Origin of the sequence: Rhizobium sp. 268 (assembly GCF_036571585.1) — a bacterium.
Taxonomy (GTDB): Bacteria; Pseudomonadota; Alphaproteobacteria; order Rhizobiales; family Rhizobiaceae; genus Rhizobium; species Rhizobium redzepovicii.
This window is the reverse complement of the sequence record NZ_JAPPSO010000006.1, coordinates 275,126-293,786: the sequence shown is the minus strand read 5'-3', so window position 1 is coordinate 293,786 and position 18,661 is coordinate 275,126. Positions and strand designations below refer to the sequence as shown.

The 18,661-nt window shown below is 61.4% G+C and carries 19 protein-coding genes; 7 read left to right on the top strand and 12 right to left on the bottom strand.

All coding sequences use genetic code 11. The annotated features are described in order from the left end of the window. Window positions 1–7: 7 nt before the first annotated feature. From OS035_RS14370 to OS035_RS14350, 5 genes are all read right to left on the bottom strand, one after another. Complete coding sequence (locus tag OS035_RS14370; RefSeq protein WP_097624939.1) at window positions 8–802, bottom strand: ABC transporter ATP-binding protein; 795 nt, start codon at window positions 800–802, stop codon at window positions 8–10. Next, the gene (locus OS035_RS14365) at window positions 799–1,677 is read right to left on the bottom strand and encodes an ABC transporter permease (protein WP_012559241.1); all 879 of its coding nucleotides are present in this window, start codon (window positions 1,675–1,677) and stop codon (window positions 799–801) included. Before OS035_RS14365 ends, OS035_RS14370 begins: the two co-directional genes overlap by 4 nt. 120 nt (window positions 1,678–1,797) lie before the next feature. Further along, on the bottom strand, window positions 1,798–2,751 hold the full coding sequence (locus tag OS035_RS14360) for an ABC transporter substrate-binding protein (RefSeq protein WP_097624940.1): 954 nt from the start codon (window positions 2,749–2,751) through the stop codon (window positions 1,798–1,800). A gap of 93 nt (window positions 2,752–2,844) precedes the next feature. Further along, window positions 2,845–4,071: a 23S rRNA (adenine(2503)-C(2))-methyltransferase RlmN gene (rlmN, locus tag OS035_RS14355; RefSeq protein ID WP_097624941.1), complete on the bottom strand. Its 1,227-nt coding sequence runs from the start codon at window positions 4,069–4,071 to the stop codon at window positions 2,845–2,847. A 248-nt stretch (window positions 4,072–4,319) separates the two neighbouring features. Then, complete coding sequence (locus OS035_RS14350; RefSeq protein ID WP_003589764.1) at window positions 4,320–4,829, bottom strand: invasion associated locus B family protein; 510 nt, start codon at window positions 4,827–4,829, stop codon at window positions 4,320–4,322. A gap of 336 nt (window positions 4,830–5,165) precedes the next feature. On the opposite strand from OS035_RS14350, the gene OS035_RS14345 reads away from it, so the two are divergent. After that, window positions 5,166–5,726: a sigma-70 family RNA polymerase sigma factor gene (locus OS035_RS14345; protein ID WP_097624942.1), complete on the top strand. Its 561-nt coding sequence runs from the start codon at window positions 5,166–5,168 to the stop codon at window positions 5,724–5,726. Here OS035_RS14345 and OS035_RS14340 read toward each other — a convergent pair. Together OS035_RS14340 and OS035_RS14335 are read right to left on the bottom strand one after the other, a co-directional pair. Then, entirely contained in the window at window positions 5,723–6,115 is a 393-nt protein-coding gene (locus tag OS035_RS14340) for a YkvA family protein (protein ID WP_097624943.1), read from the bottom strand. The two genes, OS035_RS14345 and OS035_RS14340, sit on opposite strands and share 4 nt — an antisense overlap. A gap of 66 nt (window positions 6,116–6,181) precedes the next feature. Beyond that, the gene (locus OS035_RS14335; protein ID WP_097624944.1) at window positions 6,182–6,487 is read right to left on the bottom strand and encodes a 4a-hydroxytetrahydrobiopterin dehydratase; all 306 of its coding nucleotides are present in this window, start codon (window positions 6,485–6,487) and stop codon (window positions 6,182–6,184) included. 34 nt (window positions 6,488–6,521) lie between these two features. Between OS035_RS14335 and OS035_RS14330 the strand changes: the two genes are divergently transcribed. After that, window positions 6,522–7,022, top strand: coding sequence for a low molecular weight protein-tyrosine-phosphatase (locus tag OS035_RS14330; protein WP_097624945.1), 501 nt, complete (start codon window positions 6,522–6,524; stop codon window positions 7,020–7,022). Here OS035_RS14330 and thpR read toward each other — a convergent pair. After that, on the bottom strand, window positions 6,929–7,522 hold the full coding sequence (thpR, locus tag OS035_RS14325) for an RNA 2',3'-cyclic phosphodiesterase (protein WP_064841016.1): 594 nt from the start codon (window positions 7,520–7,522) through the stop codon (window positions 6,929–6,931). The two genes, OS035_RS14330 and thpR, sit on opposite strands and share 94 nt — an antisense overlap. Before the next feature lie 67 nt (window positions 7,523–7,589). Further along, window positions 7,590–8,234: an arylesterase gene (locus OS035_RS14320; protein ID WP_097624946.1), complete on the bottom strand. Its 645-nt coding sequence runs from the start codon at window positions 8,232–8,234 to the stop codon at window positions 7,590–7,592. Window positions 8,235–8,306: 72 nt separating this feature from the next. Between OS035_RS14320 and OS035_RS14315 the strand changes: the two genes are divergently transcribed. The 4 genes from OS035_RS14315 to OS035_RS14300 all read left to right on the top strand — a co-directional run bounded on the left by OS035_RS14315 (window position 8,307) and on the right by OS035_RS14300 (window position 13,230). Beyond that, on the top strand, window positions 8,307–9,014 hold the full coding sequence (locus tag OS035_RS14315) for an ABC transporter ATP-binding protein (RefSeq protein ID WP_183855544.1): 708 nt from the start codon (window positions 8,307–8,309) through the stop codon (window positions 9,012–9,014). After that, the gene (locus OS035_RS14310; RefSeq protein WP_183778418.1) at window positions 9,011–11,554 is read left to right on the top strand and encodes an ABC transporter permease; all 2,544 of its coding nucleotides are present in this window, start codon (window positions 9,011–9,013) and stop codon (window positions 11,552–11,554) included. The genes OS035_RS14315 and OS035_RS14310 overlap by 4 nt, the downstream gene beginning before the upstream one ends. 179 nt (window positions 11,555–11,733) lie before the next feature. Continuing rightward, window positions 11,734–12,462, top strand: a complete 729-nt coding sequence (locus OS035_RS14305; protein WP_097624949.1) for a Bax inhibitor-1/YccA family protein — start codon at window positions 11,734–11,736, stop codon at window positions 12,460–12,462. Between the two features lie 210 nt (window positions 12,463–12,672). Next, window positions 12,673–13,230 (top strand): GNAT family N-acetyltransferase, encoded by a 558-nt coding sequence (locus OS035_RS14300; RefSeq protein WP_097625142.1) that lies wholly within the window; start codon window positions 12,673–12,675, stop codon window positions 13,228–13,230. Between the two features lie 58 nt (window positions 13,231–13,288). On the opposite strand, the gene OS035_RS14295 is transcribed toward OS035_RS14300, so the two are convergent. The 3 genes from OS035_RS14295 to acnA form a co-directional block, all read right to left on the bottom strand. Beyond that, window positions 13,289–13,690, bottom strand: coding sequence for a DUF2794 domain-containing protein (locus OS035_RS14295; protein WP_310808314.1), 402 nt, complete (start codon window positions 13,688–13,690; stop codon window positions 13,289–13,291). 348 nt (window positions 13,691–14,038) lie between these two features. Next, entirely contained in the window at window positions 14,039–14,779 is a 741-nt protein-coding gene (locus OS035_RS14290; protein ID WP_183778422.1) for a DUF1223 domain-containing protein, read from the bottom strand. A gap of 233 nt (window positions 14,780–15,012) precedes the next feature. Then, a complete protein-coding gene (gene acnA, locus OS035_RS14285) occupies window positions 15,013–17,703 on the bottom strand; it encodes an aconitate hydratase AcnA (RefSeq protein ID WP_183778424.1) in 2,691 nt (896 codons plus the stop codon). A 262-nt stretch (window positions 17,704–17,965) separates the two neighbouring features. Here acnA and ccmA point away from each other — a divergent pair, with 262 nt between their 5' ends. Further along, complete coding sequence (ccmA, locus tag OS035_RS14280) at window positions 17,966–18,601, top strand: heme ABC exporter ATP-binding protein CcmA (RefSeq protein WP_183778426.1); 636 nt, start codon at window positions 17,966–17,968, stop codon at window positions 18,599–18,601. The last annotated feature ends 60 nt before the right edge of the window (window positions 18,602–18,661 follow it).

Below are 18,661 nucleotides of genomic sequence, written 5' to 3'. Positions count from 1 at the left end.
GTCAGCGCTAGCCGATCAGCAAAGCATCGTCGTCGAGCGTCTGGCCGCGCATCTTGCGGAACATCGCGATCAGATCCTCGACCTGCAGGTTCTTTCTGTTGTCGCCCGCGACATCGAGAACGATCTCGCCGCCATGCAGCATGATCGTGCGGTGGCCATAGTCCAGCGCCTGGCGCATCGAATGCGTCACCATCATCGTCGTCAGCTTGCGCTCGGCCACGATCTTCTGCGTCAGGTTCATCACGAATTCCGCCATCCCAGGGTCGAGTGCGGCCGTATGTTCGTCGAGCAGCAGCACTTCCGAGCCGGCAAGTGTGGCCATGACGAGCGAAACCGCCTGACGCTGCCCGCCGGATAGCAGATCCATGCGGTCCTTCAGCCGGTTTTCCAGCCCGAGATTGAGTTCGGCGATCCGCTCGCGGAAATAGTCGCGCCTGCTGCCCCCGAGCGCCGGCGCAAGTCCGCGCTTCTCGCCGCGGCGGGCGGCCAGAGCAAGATTTTCCTCGATCGACAGCGAACCGCAGCTTCCCGTCAGCGGATCTTGGAAGACCCGCGCGACGAGACCGGCGCGTGATGCCGTCGACTTGCGCGTCACCTCGTTCTTACCGATCAGCACCTGCCCCTCGCTCGGCAGGACATCGCCGGCGAGCACGCCGAGCAGCGTCGATTTGCCGGCGCCGTTGGAGCCGATGACGGTAACGAAGGAGCCCTGCTCGATGGTCAGGCTGACACCGTTCAGCGCCTGCTTCTGCAGCGGCGTACCGCGCCCGAAAACGACCTTGATGTCCTTGACGCTGATCATGATGCAGCACCTCCGCGAAGACGGGGAAGGATGAGCGCCACGGTGACCAGCACTGCCGTCACGAAATTGAGATCGGAGGCCTGCAGGCCGATGACGTCGCTGGACAGCGCCAGCTGGATCGCAATGCGATAGAGGATCGAGCCGAGCACGCAGCCGATCAACGCGATCAACAGGCCGCGGCGACCAAGCAGCGTCTCGCCGATGATGACGGCGGCCAGACCGACGACGATCGTGCCGACACCCGAGGTGACGTCGGCAAAGCCGTTGGTCTGGGCAAACAGCGCACCGCCGAACGCCACCAGCGCATTCGAGATCGCCATGCCGAGATAGATCTGCCGGCTGGTATCGACACCCTGCGCCCGGGCCATCCGCGCATTGGCGCCGGTCGCCCGCATGGCAAGTCCGGCATCGCTTTCCAGGAAGCGCCAGACCAGGACGAGGGCGACGATCACGAGAACGCCGACGAAGAGCGGCCGCACGTAGAAATCGCGCAGGCCATGGCCGAAGAACGGGCTGATCATCGTATCGGCGTTGATGAGGGCGACGTTGGGTTTGCCCATCACGCGCAGATTGACGGAAAACAGCGCGATCATCGTCAGGATCGAGGCGAGCAGATTGAGGATCTTGAAGCGCACGTTGAGCAGCGCCGTCACCATGCCCGCGGCCGCACCCGCCGCCATCGCGACCACAGCCGCAAGCCAGGCATTGACGCCGGCAATGATCAGCACCGCGGTCACCGCTGCACCAAGCGGAAACGAGCCGTCGACAGTCAGATCGGGAAAGTCGAGAATGCGGAAGGCGAGATAGACGCCGAGAGCGACGAAGGAATAGACCAGACCGAGCTCGACGGCCCCCCAAAATGCGATTTGGCTCAAGGCTTTCAGCCCCTTTTGTTACCGTTCCGCCCGTCGCGAAACCGCAGCTTTTTAATACTTCAGCCGCCCCCGCGCAAACGGGAGCGGCTGAATGTGAATGGTCGATCGAACGACGGCCGATTATTCGATGACCTTGTTGGCGCGGGAAAGCACGCTCTCGGGCAGAGTGACGCCCATCTTGGCCGCCGCCGCCTTGTTGACGACGAGGTCGCTGCCGGCAGCGGTCTTGACCGCGATATCGCCCGGGTTTTCGCCTTTCAGCACCCGCACGACGATCTCGCCCGTCTGCTTCCCGACATCGTAATAGTTGAAGCCGAGGGCGGCGACCGAACCGCGCGAAACCGAATCCGTATCGGCGGTGAAGAGCGGCAGCTTGCTTTCTTCGGCAACCGCGACGGCGCCTTCGAGTGCGGAGATGATCGTGTTGTCGGTCGGGATGTAGATCGCATCGGCGCGGCCGACGAGGGCGCGGGCCGCGCCCTGGACCTCGGCCGACTTGGTGGCGGCTGATTCCACAACCTTCAGGCCCGCCTTTTCGGCTTCGGCCTTCAGCACGGCAAGCAGCGAAACGGAATTGGCCTCACCGGAATTGTAGAGGTAGCCGATGGTTTTCACATCGGGCAGGATTTCCTTGATCAGCGCCAGATGCTCGGCGACCGGCGACATGTCGGAAAGGCCGGTGACGTTGCCGCCTGGTTTGTCCATGTTCTTGACGAGCTGAGCGCCGAGCGGGTCGGAGACCGCGGTGAAGACGACCGGAATGTCGCGCGTCGAGGAGACGACCGCCTGAGCAGAGGGCGTGGAGATCGGCACGATGACATTCGGCTCGTCGCCGGCGAACTGGCGGGCGATCTGAGCTGCCGTCGCCGGATTGCCCTGCGCCGACTCGAACACGAATTTCAGGTTCTCGCCCTCCTTATAGCCGGCGGCCGTCAGCGCATCGAGAACGCCCTTGCGGGCCGCATCCAGCGCCGGATGCTCGACGATTGCCGTCACGGCGACCGTGACGTTGTCAGCCTTTGCGGGCAGGGAAAGGGCCAAACTGGCGGCAAGAGCGAGCAGAATCGGGCGCATTTGTATCCTCCTGATTGATTTTGGCGGCACTATTAGGAAAAGCGCATGCTTAAATCAATGCAGGAGAATTGTAGCGAGGATCAAACTTGCTGATCAGTCGTCGGCGCCGTGATTGGCGATCATCATCGCCTCGAAGGCCAGGCGCTCGGTCTTGCGCATGCGTTCGGACTCCGATTTCAGCTGGCCGCAGGCGGCAAGAATGTCGCGCCCGCGCGGCGTGCGGATCGGCGAGGCGTAACCGGCCGAATTGATGAAATCGGCGAACTTCTCGATCTGCTCCCAGTCGGAACACTGATAATTGGTGCCGGGCCAGGGATTGAACGGAATGAGATTGATCTTCGCCGGCACGCCTTTCAGCAGCTTGATCAGCCCCTTGGCGTCTTCGAGGCTGTCGTTGACATCCTTCAGCATCACATATTCGAAGGTGATGCGCCGCGCATTGGAAAGGCCGGGATAGGCTTTGCACGCCTCGATCAGCTCCTTCAGCGGATACTTCTTGTTGATCGGCACGAGAATGTCGCGCAGGTCGTCGCGCACCGCATGCAGCGAGATCGCCAGCATGACGCCGATCTCCTCGCCGGTGCGGAAGATTTCCGGCACGACGCCGGAGGTTGAAAGCGTCACGCGACGCCTGGAGAGCGACAGGCCGTCGCCATCCGTGGCGATCAGCAATGCCTGCTTGACGGCGTCAAAATTATAGAGCGGCTCGCCCATGCCCATCATCACGATATTGCTGACCTTGCGGCCCTCGGCAGGCATGATCGTGCCTTGCGGCGCTTCGCGATCGGGGAAGTCGCCAAGCCGGTCGCGGGCAAGCAGCAGCTGCGACAGAATTTCCTCCGCCGTCAGGTTGCGCACCAGGCGTTGCGTCCCGGTGTGACAGAAGGAGCAGGTGAGCGTGCAGCCGACCTGGCTGGAGATGCAGAGCGTGCCGCGGCCCTCTTCCGGAATATAGACGGCTTCGATTTCGACCGGGCGGCCGGCGCCGCGCGGGGGAAAACGCAGCAGCCATTTGCGCGTGCCGTCGTTCGAGACTTGCTCTTCGACGATTTCGGGACGCGCGATGGTGAAATGCTGCTTCAGCATTTCGCGCATGTCCTTGGCCACATTCGTCATATGGTCGAAATCGGAAACCCCGCGCACATAGATCCAGTTCCACAGCTGCGCGACGCGCATCTTGATCTGCTTCTCGGCCACGCCCTTTTCCCGAAGCGCCGCCCCCATCTCCTCACGTGAAAGCCCGATCAGGGACGGCTTTTCGACGCTGGCAGACGTGTGCGCCTGCGGCTTGGTGACAACGATCGCATCCGTGACGGACATAGTCTTTAGATCCCGAATTCAAACACGTAACCGCCCCGCAAGCCCGCGGACTTCAGGAGCAAACCGGAAGAGGTGAGGCGCATGACGGCACATTGGCAGAAAATGAATGGCGGAACGGCGACTGATATCGCGATCTGTCCGCTGTTGGCGCGCCCTTTAGCATCATTTTGTCCGCGCGTCACTATAGATGGAAAACAGCAAAGGCCGGCGCAAGGCCGGCCTCTTGAAACTCTGCGGCTGGAGACCGCTTACTTGCAGCTTTCAATCTGCTTCAGCGCAGCCGAGATGCCCGAAAGCGAATAGCTGTAGGAGGTGCCGGTGCCTTTGCGCGACACGGCATTCACCGTCATCGAATGACCGGTCTTCATCGCGGCGACCAGGGCGGGCTCCTGCGCCGCATTCTCGACCCAGCCGGCCTTGTCCTTGGTGAACATCACGAAGGTCTTATTGTCGATGACGACATTGATCTTCGAATTTTCCTTCACCGTGTAACCCATCATCGCCTGCGGTTCGTAGGAGATGTTCTGGCCCGGACGCTGCGAGACGATGAAGAAGTTGTCGCCGTGGTCGACGCTTGCCGGCTGCTTTGCCGTCGGAACCGACAACACGTAGCAGACGGTGCTGGCGCCCGACTTGTAGGAGTAGGCGCCCCATGCCTGGAACTGCTGGATGCGGTTCGGCGCGGCCTGCTGCGCTGCCGCAACTCCGGCCATGGCAAGGGTGAGTGCGAGAGCGGATACGATACTTTTTACAAACATGGATTCCTGCCGGTTCTTGCGATTCAAGGCCCGAAGCGATCATAGCGGGCGCCGCATAATCACGATCTGCTTTATTTTGACTTAATTCAGGTTACCAAATGGTCAACAATAGCTGCGATTTGTATCTGCCTGTGTCATTTCAGCTCGGGTACCAATTTTCGCCCCTTTGACGGTATCGGCCGCGACACGGTGCCCCGATGGCACTGGCCGTCCGTTCGGCTGAATTTAAGACACAAAGATTCAGGCAAGAGTTTGACCTTTCCCAAATCCGTTGTACCTCAGTAAGACTTGGAAATCCGATACGAAATTATTGCCGCAGGGGGCTCGTGAGGGGACATGGATGCCGAGCAAAGACAGCGTTTCGCTGCCCTCGCGAAGGCCGTCGCCAGGGATCGCGACCAGCAGGCCTTTTCCATCCTGTTCGACTATTTCGCACCGCGGCTGAAAGCCTGGCTGATGCGCCAGAAGATGACATCAGCCGAGGCCGAGGAACTGGTCCAGGAGATCATGATCGTGCTTTGGCATAAGGCGGATCTCTACGATGCCACGCGATCTTCCCTTTCGACCTGGCTTTTCCGCATTGCTCGGAACCGCCGCATCGACGTGCAGCGCCGCACCAATACCCGCATCTTCGACGAGACCGATCCGGCCCTGCAGCCGTCGGCCGAGATCGGCGCAGATGAAATCATCGACAATGATGATCGCGACGCCAGGATCCGCGCCGCCGTCGGCCAATTGCCGGAGGAGCAGCGCGACATGCTGCGTGCCGCCTTCTTCCTTGGTCAATCGCATTCGGAGATCGCCGAAGCGACCGGGCTGCCGCTCGGCACGGTGAAATCGCGTATCCGGCTCGCCTTCGGCAAGCTCCGCAAGGTGCTGGAGCGCGAAAACGCTTAAATAGTTTTCATCGTTTCCTCAGTCCGGTCGGCCAGAACGCGGTCGGCTGCCTCGTAGTGACCTGGGCGGATATGGCCGCGCACCATGGCGAAGGCGGCCGAGAGCACGGCGATGTCGTCGGAGAAGCCGATGACGGCGAAAACATCCGGGATCATGTCGACGGGCATGACGAAATAGGCGAGTGCTGCGAGCAGCACGCCGCGCACTTTCGTCGGCGTCTGCGGATCGAGCGCACAGTAAAACCCGGCAATGACATCGCGTGAGAACGGAATCTGCCGCACGGCGCGGCGGAAGGTCGGCCAGAATTTCTGCCTGACCGTCTTCTCCCGCCGGCTCTGGGTGTCCTCGTCGCCTGGCAACAGAATTTCCCCGAACTTGACCTCGTCCATCCCTTCCATCCTTTCGTCCCTGCGAACATATGGTGATGGCGCGAACTCTTTCAATCGGCCCCGCTTTTAGACGCCGCGTCGGGTCGCGGCCTTGTCCATCGCCTTGGCGAGCTTGAAATCCAGCTCCGTCAGTCCGCCGGCATCATGCGTATTCAGCGTGACATCCACCCTGGAATAGACGTTGAACCATTCGGGATGGTGGTTGAGTTTTTCGGCGGTGATCGCCGCCTCGGTCATAAAGCCGAATGCCTCGATGAAATTCGAAAACTTGAATGTCTTCGATATCGATGAAGCCGCCTCATTGAGTACCCAGCCCGCAAGCCCGGCCAGTTGCGCCTCGACCGCGGTCCGTTCCAGTCTTTCCATTTTCATGCCATGGTCCTCTCATCTGCCGACAGGTTTACCGATGAAACGCATCAGCATCCTCTTCGTTTGCATGGGCAATATATGCCGTTCTCCGCTCGCGGAAGGAATTTTCAGCCATCTGGTCGCCGAGGCGGGCCTGACCGGCCGTTTCACGGTCGATTCCGCCGGCACCGGCGGCTGGCATGAAGGCGCACCGCCCGACCAGCGGTCGATTGCCACCGCCAAAAGCCACGGCATCGATATCTTGAGGCAACGCGCCCGCCGAATCCGCTCCAGCGATTTCAGGGATTTCGATCTGATCCTGGCGATGGACCGCGACAATGTGGCGGCGCTCGAAACGATCGCGCCGCCTGAGGCGACCATCGGCCTCTTCGGCGATATCGCGCTTGGAACGGGAGAGGATATTCCCGATCCCTATTATGGCGGCCCGGCAGGTTTCGAGCTGGTCTATACCAGACTCTTGACCGGCTGCAGCAGCCTGCTCGAAGCGCTGGGCACCGAGCGCGCCTCGTGCAGCGGGAACACTTCCTCGGTGAGGTAGGGCCCGCCGCCGACCGATTCGCGCGACGACAGCAGCACGAAACGCGGCGCCGTGAAGGTTGACGTGTGGAAATTGCCGCGTCCGGCCAGATATTGCACGACATCGTCGAGCCGCGAGGATTTGAGCCGTGCCAGCGTCACATGCGGCGTGAATTTGCGGGGATCCGGCGGCAGCCCGATGCGCTGGCAGATCCGCTCGATCTCGCCCTGCAGGGCATACATCTCCGGCGATTGAGAAACGCCGGCCCAGACCGAATGCGGTTTCTTCGAGCCGAAGGAACCGATGCCTTCGAGCCGGAACTGGAATTCCGGCCGATCGATCCGGTCGAGGCGTTCTACGATTTCATCGGCCGTGCGGCCGTCGACATCACCGATAAAGCGCAGGGTGATGTGGTAATTTTCCACATCGATCCATCGTGCTCCGGGGAGGCCACCGCGCAGCAATGAAAGGCTCATCGCCGCATTGCGCGGAATTTCGAGGGCGGTAAACAGTCTCGGCATAACGAGCACTCCCCGAATCTTTTGCAGTGCTTACACGGAATCATGCAATCAATGACCGCGCAAGCCCCTATTTCTTCACAGAAGAAATCGTCCCGACGAAATTTGTGACATCGGCTTCCATCTTCTGAACCATGACATCGACGCCCTTCGCATTCGGATGCATGCCGTCGTCGAGTTTAAGCCCCGCATCGAGCGCCACGCCGTCGAGAAAGAAGGCATAGAGCTTAACTCCGTGTTTCTCCGAAAGTTTCCGATAAATCGGATTGAAGCGTGCAGCATAATCCGCCCCCATATTGGGCGGCGCCATCATGCCGACCAGCAGCACGGCAATGCCGCGCTCCTTCAGCCGCGTTATCATCTGGTCGAGATTTTTCTCGCTTTCTTCTGGCGGGATGCCGCGCAGCGCATCGTTGGCGCCGAGTTCGAGGATGACGCCGTCGGTGCCGTCGGGTATCGACCAGTCGATCCGCGCAAGCCCCCCTGTCGTCGTGTCGCCGGAGACCCCGGCATTGGCAATAGTGACGTCTAGCCCCTTCGCCTTCAGGGCCGCCTGCAGCTTTTCCGGAAAGCCGTCGCCGGGCGGCAATTGGTAGCCCGCCATCAAACTGTCCCCAAAACCGACGAGATTGATCGTCCGAGCATTGGCTGCGGCGGCAAAGATCAGTGAGACGGCAATGACGGTGAATTGAAGCGCGGCAACTTTAAATCTCATTCTGGCTTCCCTAGATTGGCGAAGTGCCGTCATGCGGCTGTTTCGTTATAGATTTATATAGGGCGATTTCTGTTGGCAAAAACCATCATCGAGTTGAAGGGCGCCGATCTGACGCTTGGCAGTGCGGCCGCTTCGGTGCATGTGCTGAAGGGCATCGACCTCGATATCGCATCAGGCGAATCCGTCGGCATCGTCGGCCCGTCCGGATCCGGCAAGTCGACCCTGCTGATGGTGCTTGCCGGGCTGGAGAAGCTCGACAGCGGCGAAATCAATATCAACAACACGCCGATCCACGCGCTGAGCGAGGATCAGGTCGCCGATTTCCGCGGCCGCAACATCGGCATCGTCTTCCAGTCCTTCCACTTGATCGCCAACATGACGGCGCTGGAAAACGTCGCCGTGCCGCTCGAACTTGCCAATGTCGGCAACGCCTTCGAGATCGCCCATCGCGAGCTGAAGTCGGTCGGCCTCGGTGAACGGCTGAACCACTATCCCGGCCAGCTTTCCGGCGGCGAACAGCAGCGCGTGGCGATCGCCAGGGCGCTCGCCCCCTCGCCCGCCCTGCTGATCGCCGATGAGCCCACAGGCAATCTCGACACCGAGACCGGCCGTCAGATCGCCGACTTGCTGTTTTCCAAACAGGCCGAACGCGGCATGACTTTGCTTCTCGTCACCCACGACGTCTCGCTTGCGAACCGCTGCTCGCGCCAGATCCGCGTCCGATCCGGCCGGATCGAAGGCGACAGCGCCACCCGCCGTAGCGAGGCGGCAATCGCATGAGCATCATCACGCCGCGCGTTTCGCTCGCTTTTCGCCTGGCGCTCCGCGAGCTGCGCGGCGGCATTCGCGGCTTTTACATCTTCCTCGCCTGCATCGCGCTCGGCACCGGGGCGATTGCCGCCGTCAATTCGGTCTCACAGTCGATCACCGATACGATCGCCTCGCAGGGACAGGAGCTCTTGGCCGGCGACGTCCGTTTCGAACTCAACAACCGCGAAGCCACGCCTGAGGAAATGGCTTTCCTCGACGGCCTCGGTACCGTTTCGGTGTCGACCGGCCTGCGCTCGATGGCCCGCAAACCTGACGGTTCCGATCAGGCGCTGGTGGAGGTCAAGGCGGTCGACGACGCCTACCCGCTCTACGGCAGCTTCAAAGCCGAGCCGGACTATCCGCTCGCAGCTCTGCTTTCGGGCCAGGGCGGCACCTATGGCGCCGTGGCAGCGCCCCTCCTTCTCGATCGGCTGGGGCTTGCGGTCGGGGATGAATTGCTGCTTGGCAACGTCAAGCTCAGCATCACCGGCACCGTCAAAACCGAGCCGGATGCGCTGTCGGAAGGTTTCGGTTTTGCGCCGCGTCTGCTCGTCAGCCGCCGGGCGCTCGAAGCCTCCGGGCTGATCCAGACGGGAAGCCTGGTCGAACATGCCTATAAGATCCGGCTGGAAGACAAGGGCGCAATGTCGGGCATCCAGGCGCGCGCCGCCAAGGAATTCCCTTCTGCCGGCTGGGCCGTTCGGACCAGCGACCGCGCCGCGCCCTCGCTCACCGAAAACATCAACCGCTTCTCGCAGTTCCTGACGCTGGTCGGCCTCACCGCGCTGATCGTCGGGGGCGTCGGCGTCGCCAATGCCGTCCGCGCCTTCCTCGATTCCAAGCGCACCACCATCGCAACCTTCAAATGCCTCGGTGCGCCGGCGCAGGTCGTCGTTCTGATCTATCTTTTCCAGATCGCCATCATCGCCCTTGGCGGCATCACGATCGGCCTTCTCATCGGCGCCCTGTCGCCGATCTTCGCCGCCCAGTTTCTGGCGCAGTTCCTGCCGGTCTCGACGGCGCCGACGCTTTATCCCGGCGCCTTGCTGCTGGCGACGCTCTTCGGCATCCTGACGACGCTCGCCTTCGCCATCCTGCCGCTCGGCCATGCCCGCGAAGTGCCGGCGACCGCGCTCTTCCGCGAGCAGGGCTTCGAGGCCCGCCGCCTTCCCTCCTGGCCCTACATCCTGCTGGCCGCGCTGTTCATGGTCGCCCTTGCCGGCCTTGCCATCCTCACCGCCTATGACCGCTTCATTGCCGTCGTCTTCGTCGGCGCGATCGTCTTCGCCTTCGTCGTGCTGCGCCTGGTCGCAGCAGCGATCGCCTGGCTTGCGCGTCGCAGCCCGCGGGTCAACTCGCCGGCATTGCGGCTTGCGATCGGCAACATCCACCGCCCCGGCGCATTGACGCCCTCGGTCGTGCTCTCGCTCGGCCTCGGCCTGGCATTGCTGGTGACGCTGACCCTTATCGACGGAAACCTGCGCCAGCAGCTGACCGGCCGCATGAATGAGGGCGCGCCGAACTTCTTCTTCGTCGATATCCAGAGCGCCGAGGTCGATGCTTTCCGTGCTCTCGTCCAGGCACAGGCGCCGAAGGGCAAGCTGATGGAAGTGCCGATGCTGCGCGGCCGGATCATCGCCTTCAACGGCGAGGACGTCAGCAAGATGAACGTCCCGGCCGCCGGCCGCTGGGTGCTGAACGGCGATCGCGGCATCACCTACGCCGACACCCTGCCGGAAAATGCCGCGCTGACCGAAGGCAGCTGGTGGGACAAGGATTACAGCGGCGAGCCGCTCGTCTCCTTCTCCTCGGAAGAAGCCCATGAACTCGGCCTGAAGATCGGCGACAAGGTCACTGTCAACGTGCTCGGCCGCAACATCACCGCGAAGATCGCCAATCTGCGCCGCGTCCAATGGGAATCGCTATCGATCAATTTCGTCATGGTCTTCTCGCCGAATACCTTTCGCGGCGCCCCGCATGCGTGGCTGGCGACGCTGACCGATCCCGCCTCGACGCCGGCAGAAGATGCGGCGATCCTGAAATCCGTCACCAACACCTATCCGACGATCACCAGTGTGCGCGTCAAGGACGCGATCGATATCGTCAACCAGCTGGTGGCGCAGCTTGCAACCGCAATCCGCGCCGCAGCCTCGGTCGCCCTCATCGCCTCGATCCTCGTCCTTGCCGGGGCCCTTGCCGCCGGAAACCGGGCGCGCACGCACGACGCGGTGGTGCTGAAGACGCTCGGCGCCACCCGCGCCATGCTCATTCGCGCCTTCAGCTACGAATATCTGATCCTGGGGCTGGCAACCGCGATCTTCGCGCTGATGGCCGGCAGCGTTGCCGCCTGGTTCATCGTCGCCCGCATCATGCACCTGCCCTCGACCTTCCTGCCCGATGTGGCGGGGCTGACACTCGTCACCGCCCTCGTCCTGACGGTCGGCATCGGCCTGATCGGCACCTGGCGCATCCTCGGCCAAAAGGCCGCACCCGTCCTGCGCGAGCTTTGACCGGGCAGCGGCAGCCAAACCCTTCACCTTACGGCGATTTAACCGGCCGGGCTGTTGCAACCCTCTTGTTTGCGATGAACGAAAGCCTCATATTGTCGGCAGGCATGCTGGAGCTCCGCAGCGGCGCCCGGGTCGAAAACCCGACACCGTATCTCCATCGGAGCTTTTAAGAGGAAACTATGGCTGACCTTCGTAACTATCAAAGCCGCGCTCAGACCGGCGAGATGATTGATCAAGGCCTGCGCGCTTATATGCTCAAGGTTTACAACCTGATGGCGCTGGGTCTGGCGATCACCGGCGTGGCGGCATATCTCGGATTCAACTTCGCTGTTCAGGACGGGCAACTCACCCAGTTCGGCGTGCTGCTGTTCCAGTCGCCCTTGCGCTGGGTCGTGATCCTCGCGCCTCTCGCGGCTGTCTTCTTCCTGAGCTTCCGCATCAATAGCATGAGCGTGGCCGCCGCACAGACGACCTTCTGGGTCTATGCCGGCCTGGTCGGCCTGTCGCTCTCGTCGATCTTCCTGGTCTACACGGGCCAGAGCGTCGTTCAGACCTTCTTCGTCACCGCCGCCTCCTTCGGCGCGCTGTCGCTTTACGGCTACACGACGAAGCGTGATCTGTCAGCGATGGGTTCGTTCCTGGTCATGGGTCTTTTCGGCCTGATCATCGCTTCGATCGTCAACGTCTTCTTGGCCTCGTCGGCCATGCAGTTTGCGATCTCGGTGATCGGCGTTCTGATCTTCGCCGGCCTCACCGCCTACGACACGCAGCGGATCAAGGAACTGTACCTAGAAGCCGATGACGTCGCCGTGGCCGGCCGCAAGGCGATCATGGGCGCGCTGACGCTCTATCTCGACTTCATCAACCTCTTCATGTTCCTGCTGCAGTTCATGGGCAACCGCAAATAAGCAAGCGGACAGAGATCGAAAAGGCGGCTTCGGCCGCCTTTTTTGTTGCGCTCATTTTGCCGGGATGGTTTTAAAGCGTGTCGCGCAAAAGTGTGCTGCGGTTTTGCGGCAACGACACGCGCAAAAACAAAGACCTAAAGCGCTAAGAGCGAATCTGAAAGATCGCGACGCGCTTTAGGAAGCCCTGCCTTCCTGATGGACCAGCCGCCAATGTCATTCCTCCTGCGCGACGCGTCGCAAGCCGATATTCCCGCCATCACCGGTATCTACCGGGAATCCGTTCTGAACGGCACGTCGAGCTACGAGATCACCCCGCCATCCGAGGCGGAGATGGCGCAGCGTTTTGCGGCGATCGTCGGCCAGCAATATCCCTATATCGCCGCAGCCGGTGCGGATGGCGGCATGCTCGGTTATGCCTATGCCTCGGCCTTTCGCGTCCGCCCGGCCTATCGCTGGATGGTCGAGGATTCGATCTATCTGGCGCCCGAAGCCCGCGGCCTCGGCATCGGCAAAGCATTGATGGCCGAACTGATCGACCGCTGCACCAATCTCGGTTTTCGTCAGATGATCGCCGTCATCGGCGGCGCCAGCCCCGCCTCGATCGCGCTTCATCTCAAGACGGGCTTCGTGGAGGTCGGCCTGATGCGGGGCGCCGGCTACAAACACGGCCGCTGGCTGGATACGATGCTCATGCAGCGCGTCCTCGGCGAGGGCATGACGACCGATCCGGATCCCTCCGCCTATCCCGGCACGCTGTTTGCCGGCTGATGCATGTGCCCGGAAGCGTGAAGCGGTTCCGGGATAACGACATGCAGAAAAAAGCGTCCTACTTGTCGACGAGCTTCAGCGCCTTGTCGAACACCTTCAGCACCTGGTTCAACTCGTGACCGCGCTTCAGGATGGTGCCGTGGACGTTGATCACGGAATAGGCGCCCTGTTTGGCGGCGAGCTTGGGATTTTTCTCGATGCGGAAGAGCGGCATTTCGCCGGAGCGCTTGAAGACGGAGAACACCGCTTTGTCCTTCAGGTGATCGATGGCGTAATCGCGCCATTCGCCGTCGCCGACCATACGACCGTAGATCCAGAGGATCGCGTCCAGTTCGCGCCGATGAAAGGTCACCGGAAGCGGGTCCTTGCTCTGCTTGTATTCCCTGAAATCGACGACGACTGAGGAACTATTGTCGACGGAACGGCTTTCGCCGTGTCGCAAATCCGGCTGATCTGTCATTCAGTCTCCAAGGCCTCTGCATGTGACAGGAGGGTGACAGTGTGCCCGAGCCGCCGCAAATTGCAAGAGCGCCGGCCGTCACATTCGGCCGCACTACAGCGCCGCGCGCAGCCCGCATGAACGCTGTAGCACTTTGAATCAGCGCATCGTCCGATGCGCGTGACAGCGCTGTCGCTTTCTCGGCAGCGCCGCATTTCAGTCAAAACAGCGCCTCATTTGCAGGAGATTTATGAATCCCGGTTTGGCGCCAGCGCGCCAAAGGGCCCGGCGGAGCGTATCGACCTTAACCCCAGCCCCGAATACGCTCAGCCGGGCCGCCCGGTACTTCACCCGCAAGCGGATGAAATCTCAGATATTTTTGCCAGCCATTACCACGGTCGCGCCAAGGATCGCCGCCGGATCGCCGTTGTCGTCCGCCGATTGCAGCAGGATCGCGCAGCCCTCGAGCTGCGGCCGCTGCAGGACGCTGGCCGGCAGCGTCAGACTGGTCGCCTTGCCGTCCCACATGCCGACCGTTTCGACATTGGTGACGCTGTGCAGATAGGACAGCTTCTTTCCGCTGTTCTCGCCTTTTTCGACCTCGATCGTCTTTTCCTTGTCGAAATAGACCATCACCACATTGGCTTTGCCCTGCCCCGCGCCGATCTTGATTTCCAGCTCGTCGCCGCGCATTGCCGCGCTGATGGGAACGGTCAGCCCGTTGCCTTCGCCGCTATAGGTGTCGATCTTGCTGTTGATGCCGTTGAGATCGGCGCCGGCCAGGTGGCCGCGCCCGTTGACGATCGCCTGCGGCGTATAGACGTTGCTGCGGCCCATTGTCCTCGCATAGCCATACTGCCGCTCGGTGTTTTCCTTGGAGCTCAGCGTATCGGCCCAGCCGAGATAATTCCAGTAATCGACATGATAGGCGAGCGCGATGACATCGCCCTGGCTCACCAGCTTGCGGAAAGCGGCGTCAGCAGGAGGACAGGAAGAGCAGCCCTGCGCCGTGAAAAGTTCGACGACACCTTTCGGCGTGCCGTCTTCGGCCTGCAGCGGGCCTGAGAGAACAACACCGGCGATCAGCGGAATCAAAAAACGGGGGGACATTCACCTGCACCTCTTTTTCAGCGCCGACGGCATGATTGAACCGGAAGCACTGACATATGAACGTACGAATAATCCTTCCGGGTCCAAACGAAAAGTCACGAACGGGTGAGACGCAGCGCGACCGGAACCCGCATAAAACAAATCATCGTGAGCCCCCGCAAATCCCGTGGCCGCAAAGAAAGGCCGCCGGAAACTGCTCTCCGGCGGCCATTATCATGCGAGGCTATTAACAATCAGGCAGCGAGGTCGCGCAGAACCGTCTGCAGGATGCCGCCATTGTTGAGGTAGACCACCTCATCGAGCGTATCGACGCGCGACAGCAGCGGAACTTCCTTCACGGTGCCGTCGCCATAGGTGATCTTGGCGATCTTCTTCTCACGCGGCTTGATCTTGTCGAGGCCTTCGATGGTGACCAGCTCGTCGCCCTTCAGGCCGAGGCTCTGCCAGGTCGTGCCCTCTTCGAAGACGAAGGGGATGACGCCCATGCCGACCAGGTTCGAGCGATGGATACGCTCGAAGGACTGAGCGACGACAGCCTTGACGCCGAGGAGGTTGGTGCCCTTGGCAGCCCAGTCGCGCGAAGAGCCGTTGCCGTATTCGACACCGGCGAAGATGACGAGCGGCACGCCTTCGGCCTTGTACTGCATGGCGGCGTCGTAGATCGATGTCTCCTCCTTCGACGGATAGTGGATGGTGTAACCACCTTCCTTGCCGTTCGGGCCGAGCATGTGGTTGCGGATGCGGATATTGGCAAACGTGCCGCGCATCATCACTTCATGGTTGCCGCGGCGCGTGCCGTATTGGTTGAAGTCGGCAACGGCGACCTCGTGGTCGATGAGGTAAGCGCCGGCCGGCGACGCCGCCTTGATCGAACCGGCCGGCGAAATGTGGTCGGTGGTGATCTTGTCGCCGAACAGGCCGAGGACGCGTGCGCCCTTGATGTCGGAGACGCCGGTGCCCTTCTTGCCCATGCCGACGAAGTAAGGCGGGTTCTGGACATAGGTGGAATTGTCATCCCAAGCATAGGTCTGGCCCGGCGGAACCTGAACGGCCTGCCAGTTGACGTCGCCCTTGAAGACGTCGGCATACTTGCTTTCGTAGAGCTCGCGGGTCACGTATTTCAGGATGAATTCCTGGACTTCCTTCGAGGTCGGCCAGATCTCCTTGAGATAGACCGGGTTGCCGTTCTGGTCTTCGCCGATCGGCTCCTTGGTCAGGTCCTTCTGCACCGTGCCGGCGAGCGCATAGGCGACGACGAGCGGCGGCGAAGCCAGATAATTCGCCTGCACATCGGGCGAAATGCGTCCTTCGAAGTTACGGTTGCCGGAGAGAACGCCCGATACGATCAGGCCCTTGTCGTTGATCGTCTTCGAGATCGGCGCCGGCAGCGGGCCGGAATTGCCGATGCAGGTGGTGCAGCCGAAGCCGACGAGGTTGAAGCCGAGCTTATCGAGATCGGCCTGCAGGCCCGACTTGGCGAGATATTCACCGACGACCTGCGATCCCGGCGCCAGCGAGGTCTTGACCCACGGCTTGGTCTTCAATCCCTTGGCAACGGCGTTGCGGGCGAGAAGGCCGGCGGCGATCAGCACCGACGGGTTGGAGGTGTTGGTGCAGGAGGTGATGGCGGCAATCGCCACGTCGCCATGACCGAGATCGAAATCCGTGCCTTCGACCGCGTAGCGGTTGTCGAGCTGGCCGGGCTTCTTGTAGTCGGCATCCATCGAGCCGGCAAAACCGGAGGCAATGTTTTCGAGCGCGATGCGGCCTTCCGGACGCTTCGGGCCGGCCATCGACGGCACGACGTCGCCGAGGTCGAGTTCCAGCGTGTCGGTGAAGACGAGATCCGAACCGTCGCCGTCACGCCACATGCCCTGGGCCTTCGAATAGGCTTCGACAAGCGCGATCCGGTCATGCGTGCGGCCGGACATGGTGAGGTAGTTGATCGTTTCGCCGTCGACCGGGAAGAAGCCGCAGGTGGCGCCGTATTCCGGCCCCATGTTGCCGATCGTTGCGCGGTCGGCGAGCGGCATATTGTCCATGCCGGGACCGAAAAATTCGACGAACTTCGAAACGACGCCCTTCTTGCGCAGCATCTGCACGACGGTCAGAACGAGGTCGGTCGCGGTCACGCCTTCCTTGAGCTTGCCGGTCAGCTTGAAGCCGATGACTTCGGGAAGCAGCATCGAGACCGGCTGGCCGAGCATCGCCGCTTCAGCTTCGATACCGCCGACGCCCCAGCCGAGCACGCCGAGACCATTGATCATCGTCGTATGGCTGTCGGTGCCGACGCAGGTATCGGGATAGGCGACCGTCTCGCCGTCTTCTTCCTTGGTCCAGACGGTCTGGCCGAGATATTCGAGATTGACCTGGTGACAGATGCCGGTACCGGGGGGAACAACGCGGAAATTCTTGAAGGCCTGCTGCCCCCACTTCAGGAAGCGGTAGCGCTCGCCATTGCGCTGGTATTCCAGCTCGACGTTACGGGCGAAGGCCTGCGGCGTACCGAACTCGTCGACGATGACCGAGTGGTCAATGACGAGATCGACGGGAACCAGCGGGTTGATCTTCTCGGGATCGCCGCCGAGGGACACCATCGCGTCGCGCATCGCGGCAAGATCGACAACGGCCGGAACGCCGGTAAAGTCCTGCATCAGCACGCGCGCCGGGCGATAGGCGATCTCGTTTTCGACTGCACCCTTATTGTTCAGCCATTCGGCAACGGCCAGGATGTGCTCCTTGGTGACCGACTGGCCGTCTTCGAAACGCAGCAGGTTTTCCAGCAACACCTTCATCGAATAGGGAAGCTTCGAGACGCCGGGCAGACCGTTTGCCTCAGCCTTGGGCAGGCTGTAATAGACATAGTCCTTTCCACCAACGGAAAGCGTGGAACGACAATTGAAACTGTCAAGAGATTTAGACACGAGAGACCCCGTTTCTGATAGCCAACACAGTCGTGCGAACGCCTATGCACTTAATGCACATCAGGATGCGGGTACGGCCATTTCCGCTGTCCGCACGTGGAACGGATGCTCCAAGTTCGGCGCAAGGATGAAATTCACGCCGACCGCTGGCGTGGTTGCCGGTCTTATAGATAATTTCCTAAAAACTTGCCATACCCGAGCAAGGTCAAAATCGGAGATTTTTTGACCACTCCGGAAGCCGAAACCAAGAAAGAGCCGACGCATGCATCTCACTGCCGAAAATCTGGCTGCAAAGCGCGGTGAGGACCTGATTTTCGTTAACATTTCCTTTCACTTGGCCGCCGGCGGGGCGCTCGTCCTGTCGGGCAGAAATGGATCGGGAAAGTCCACTTTACTGCGCGTCGTCGCCGGCCTCCTGAGGCCGGACAAGGGCACTGTCATCTTCCGCGACGGAGAGGTCCGGGAAGACAGGCATCCGGGCGAGGCCAGCCACTACCTCGGCCATCGGAATGCAATGAAGAATGAACTTACGGTTGCAGAAAATCTCGACTTCTGGCGCAGCTTTCTCGGAAGTACCGGCTCCTCCGTCGAGGATGCGGCTAGCGCCGTCGGCCTGTCGGGGATAACCCATCTTCCCTTCGGTTACCTCTCCGCCGGCCAGCAGCGCCGGATAGCTTTCGCCAAACTGCTCGTCGCCCACCGCCCCGTCTGGATCCTCGACGAACCCACGGCGGCCCTCGATGCCAGCGCCGACCGGCTGTTGGCCGGGTTGATCGAAGCGCATCTGGCAGAAGGCGGCATCGTGCTGGCAGCGACACATCAGCCGCTGGGATTGAAGAATACGCAGGAATTAAAGATGACGGGTTTTTCAGGTGTGGATGCGGGGGTATGGGGATGATGGTTTGCCGTGTCGCTACCCCCCTCTGCCCTGCCGGGCATCTCCCCCACAAGGGGGGAG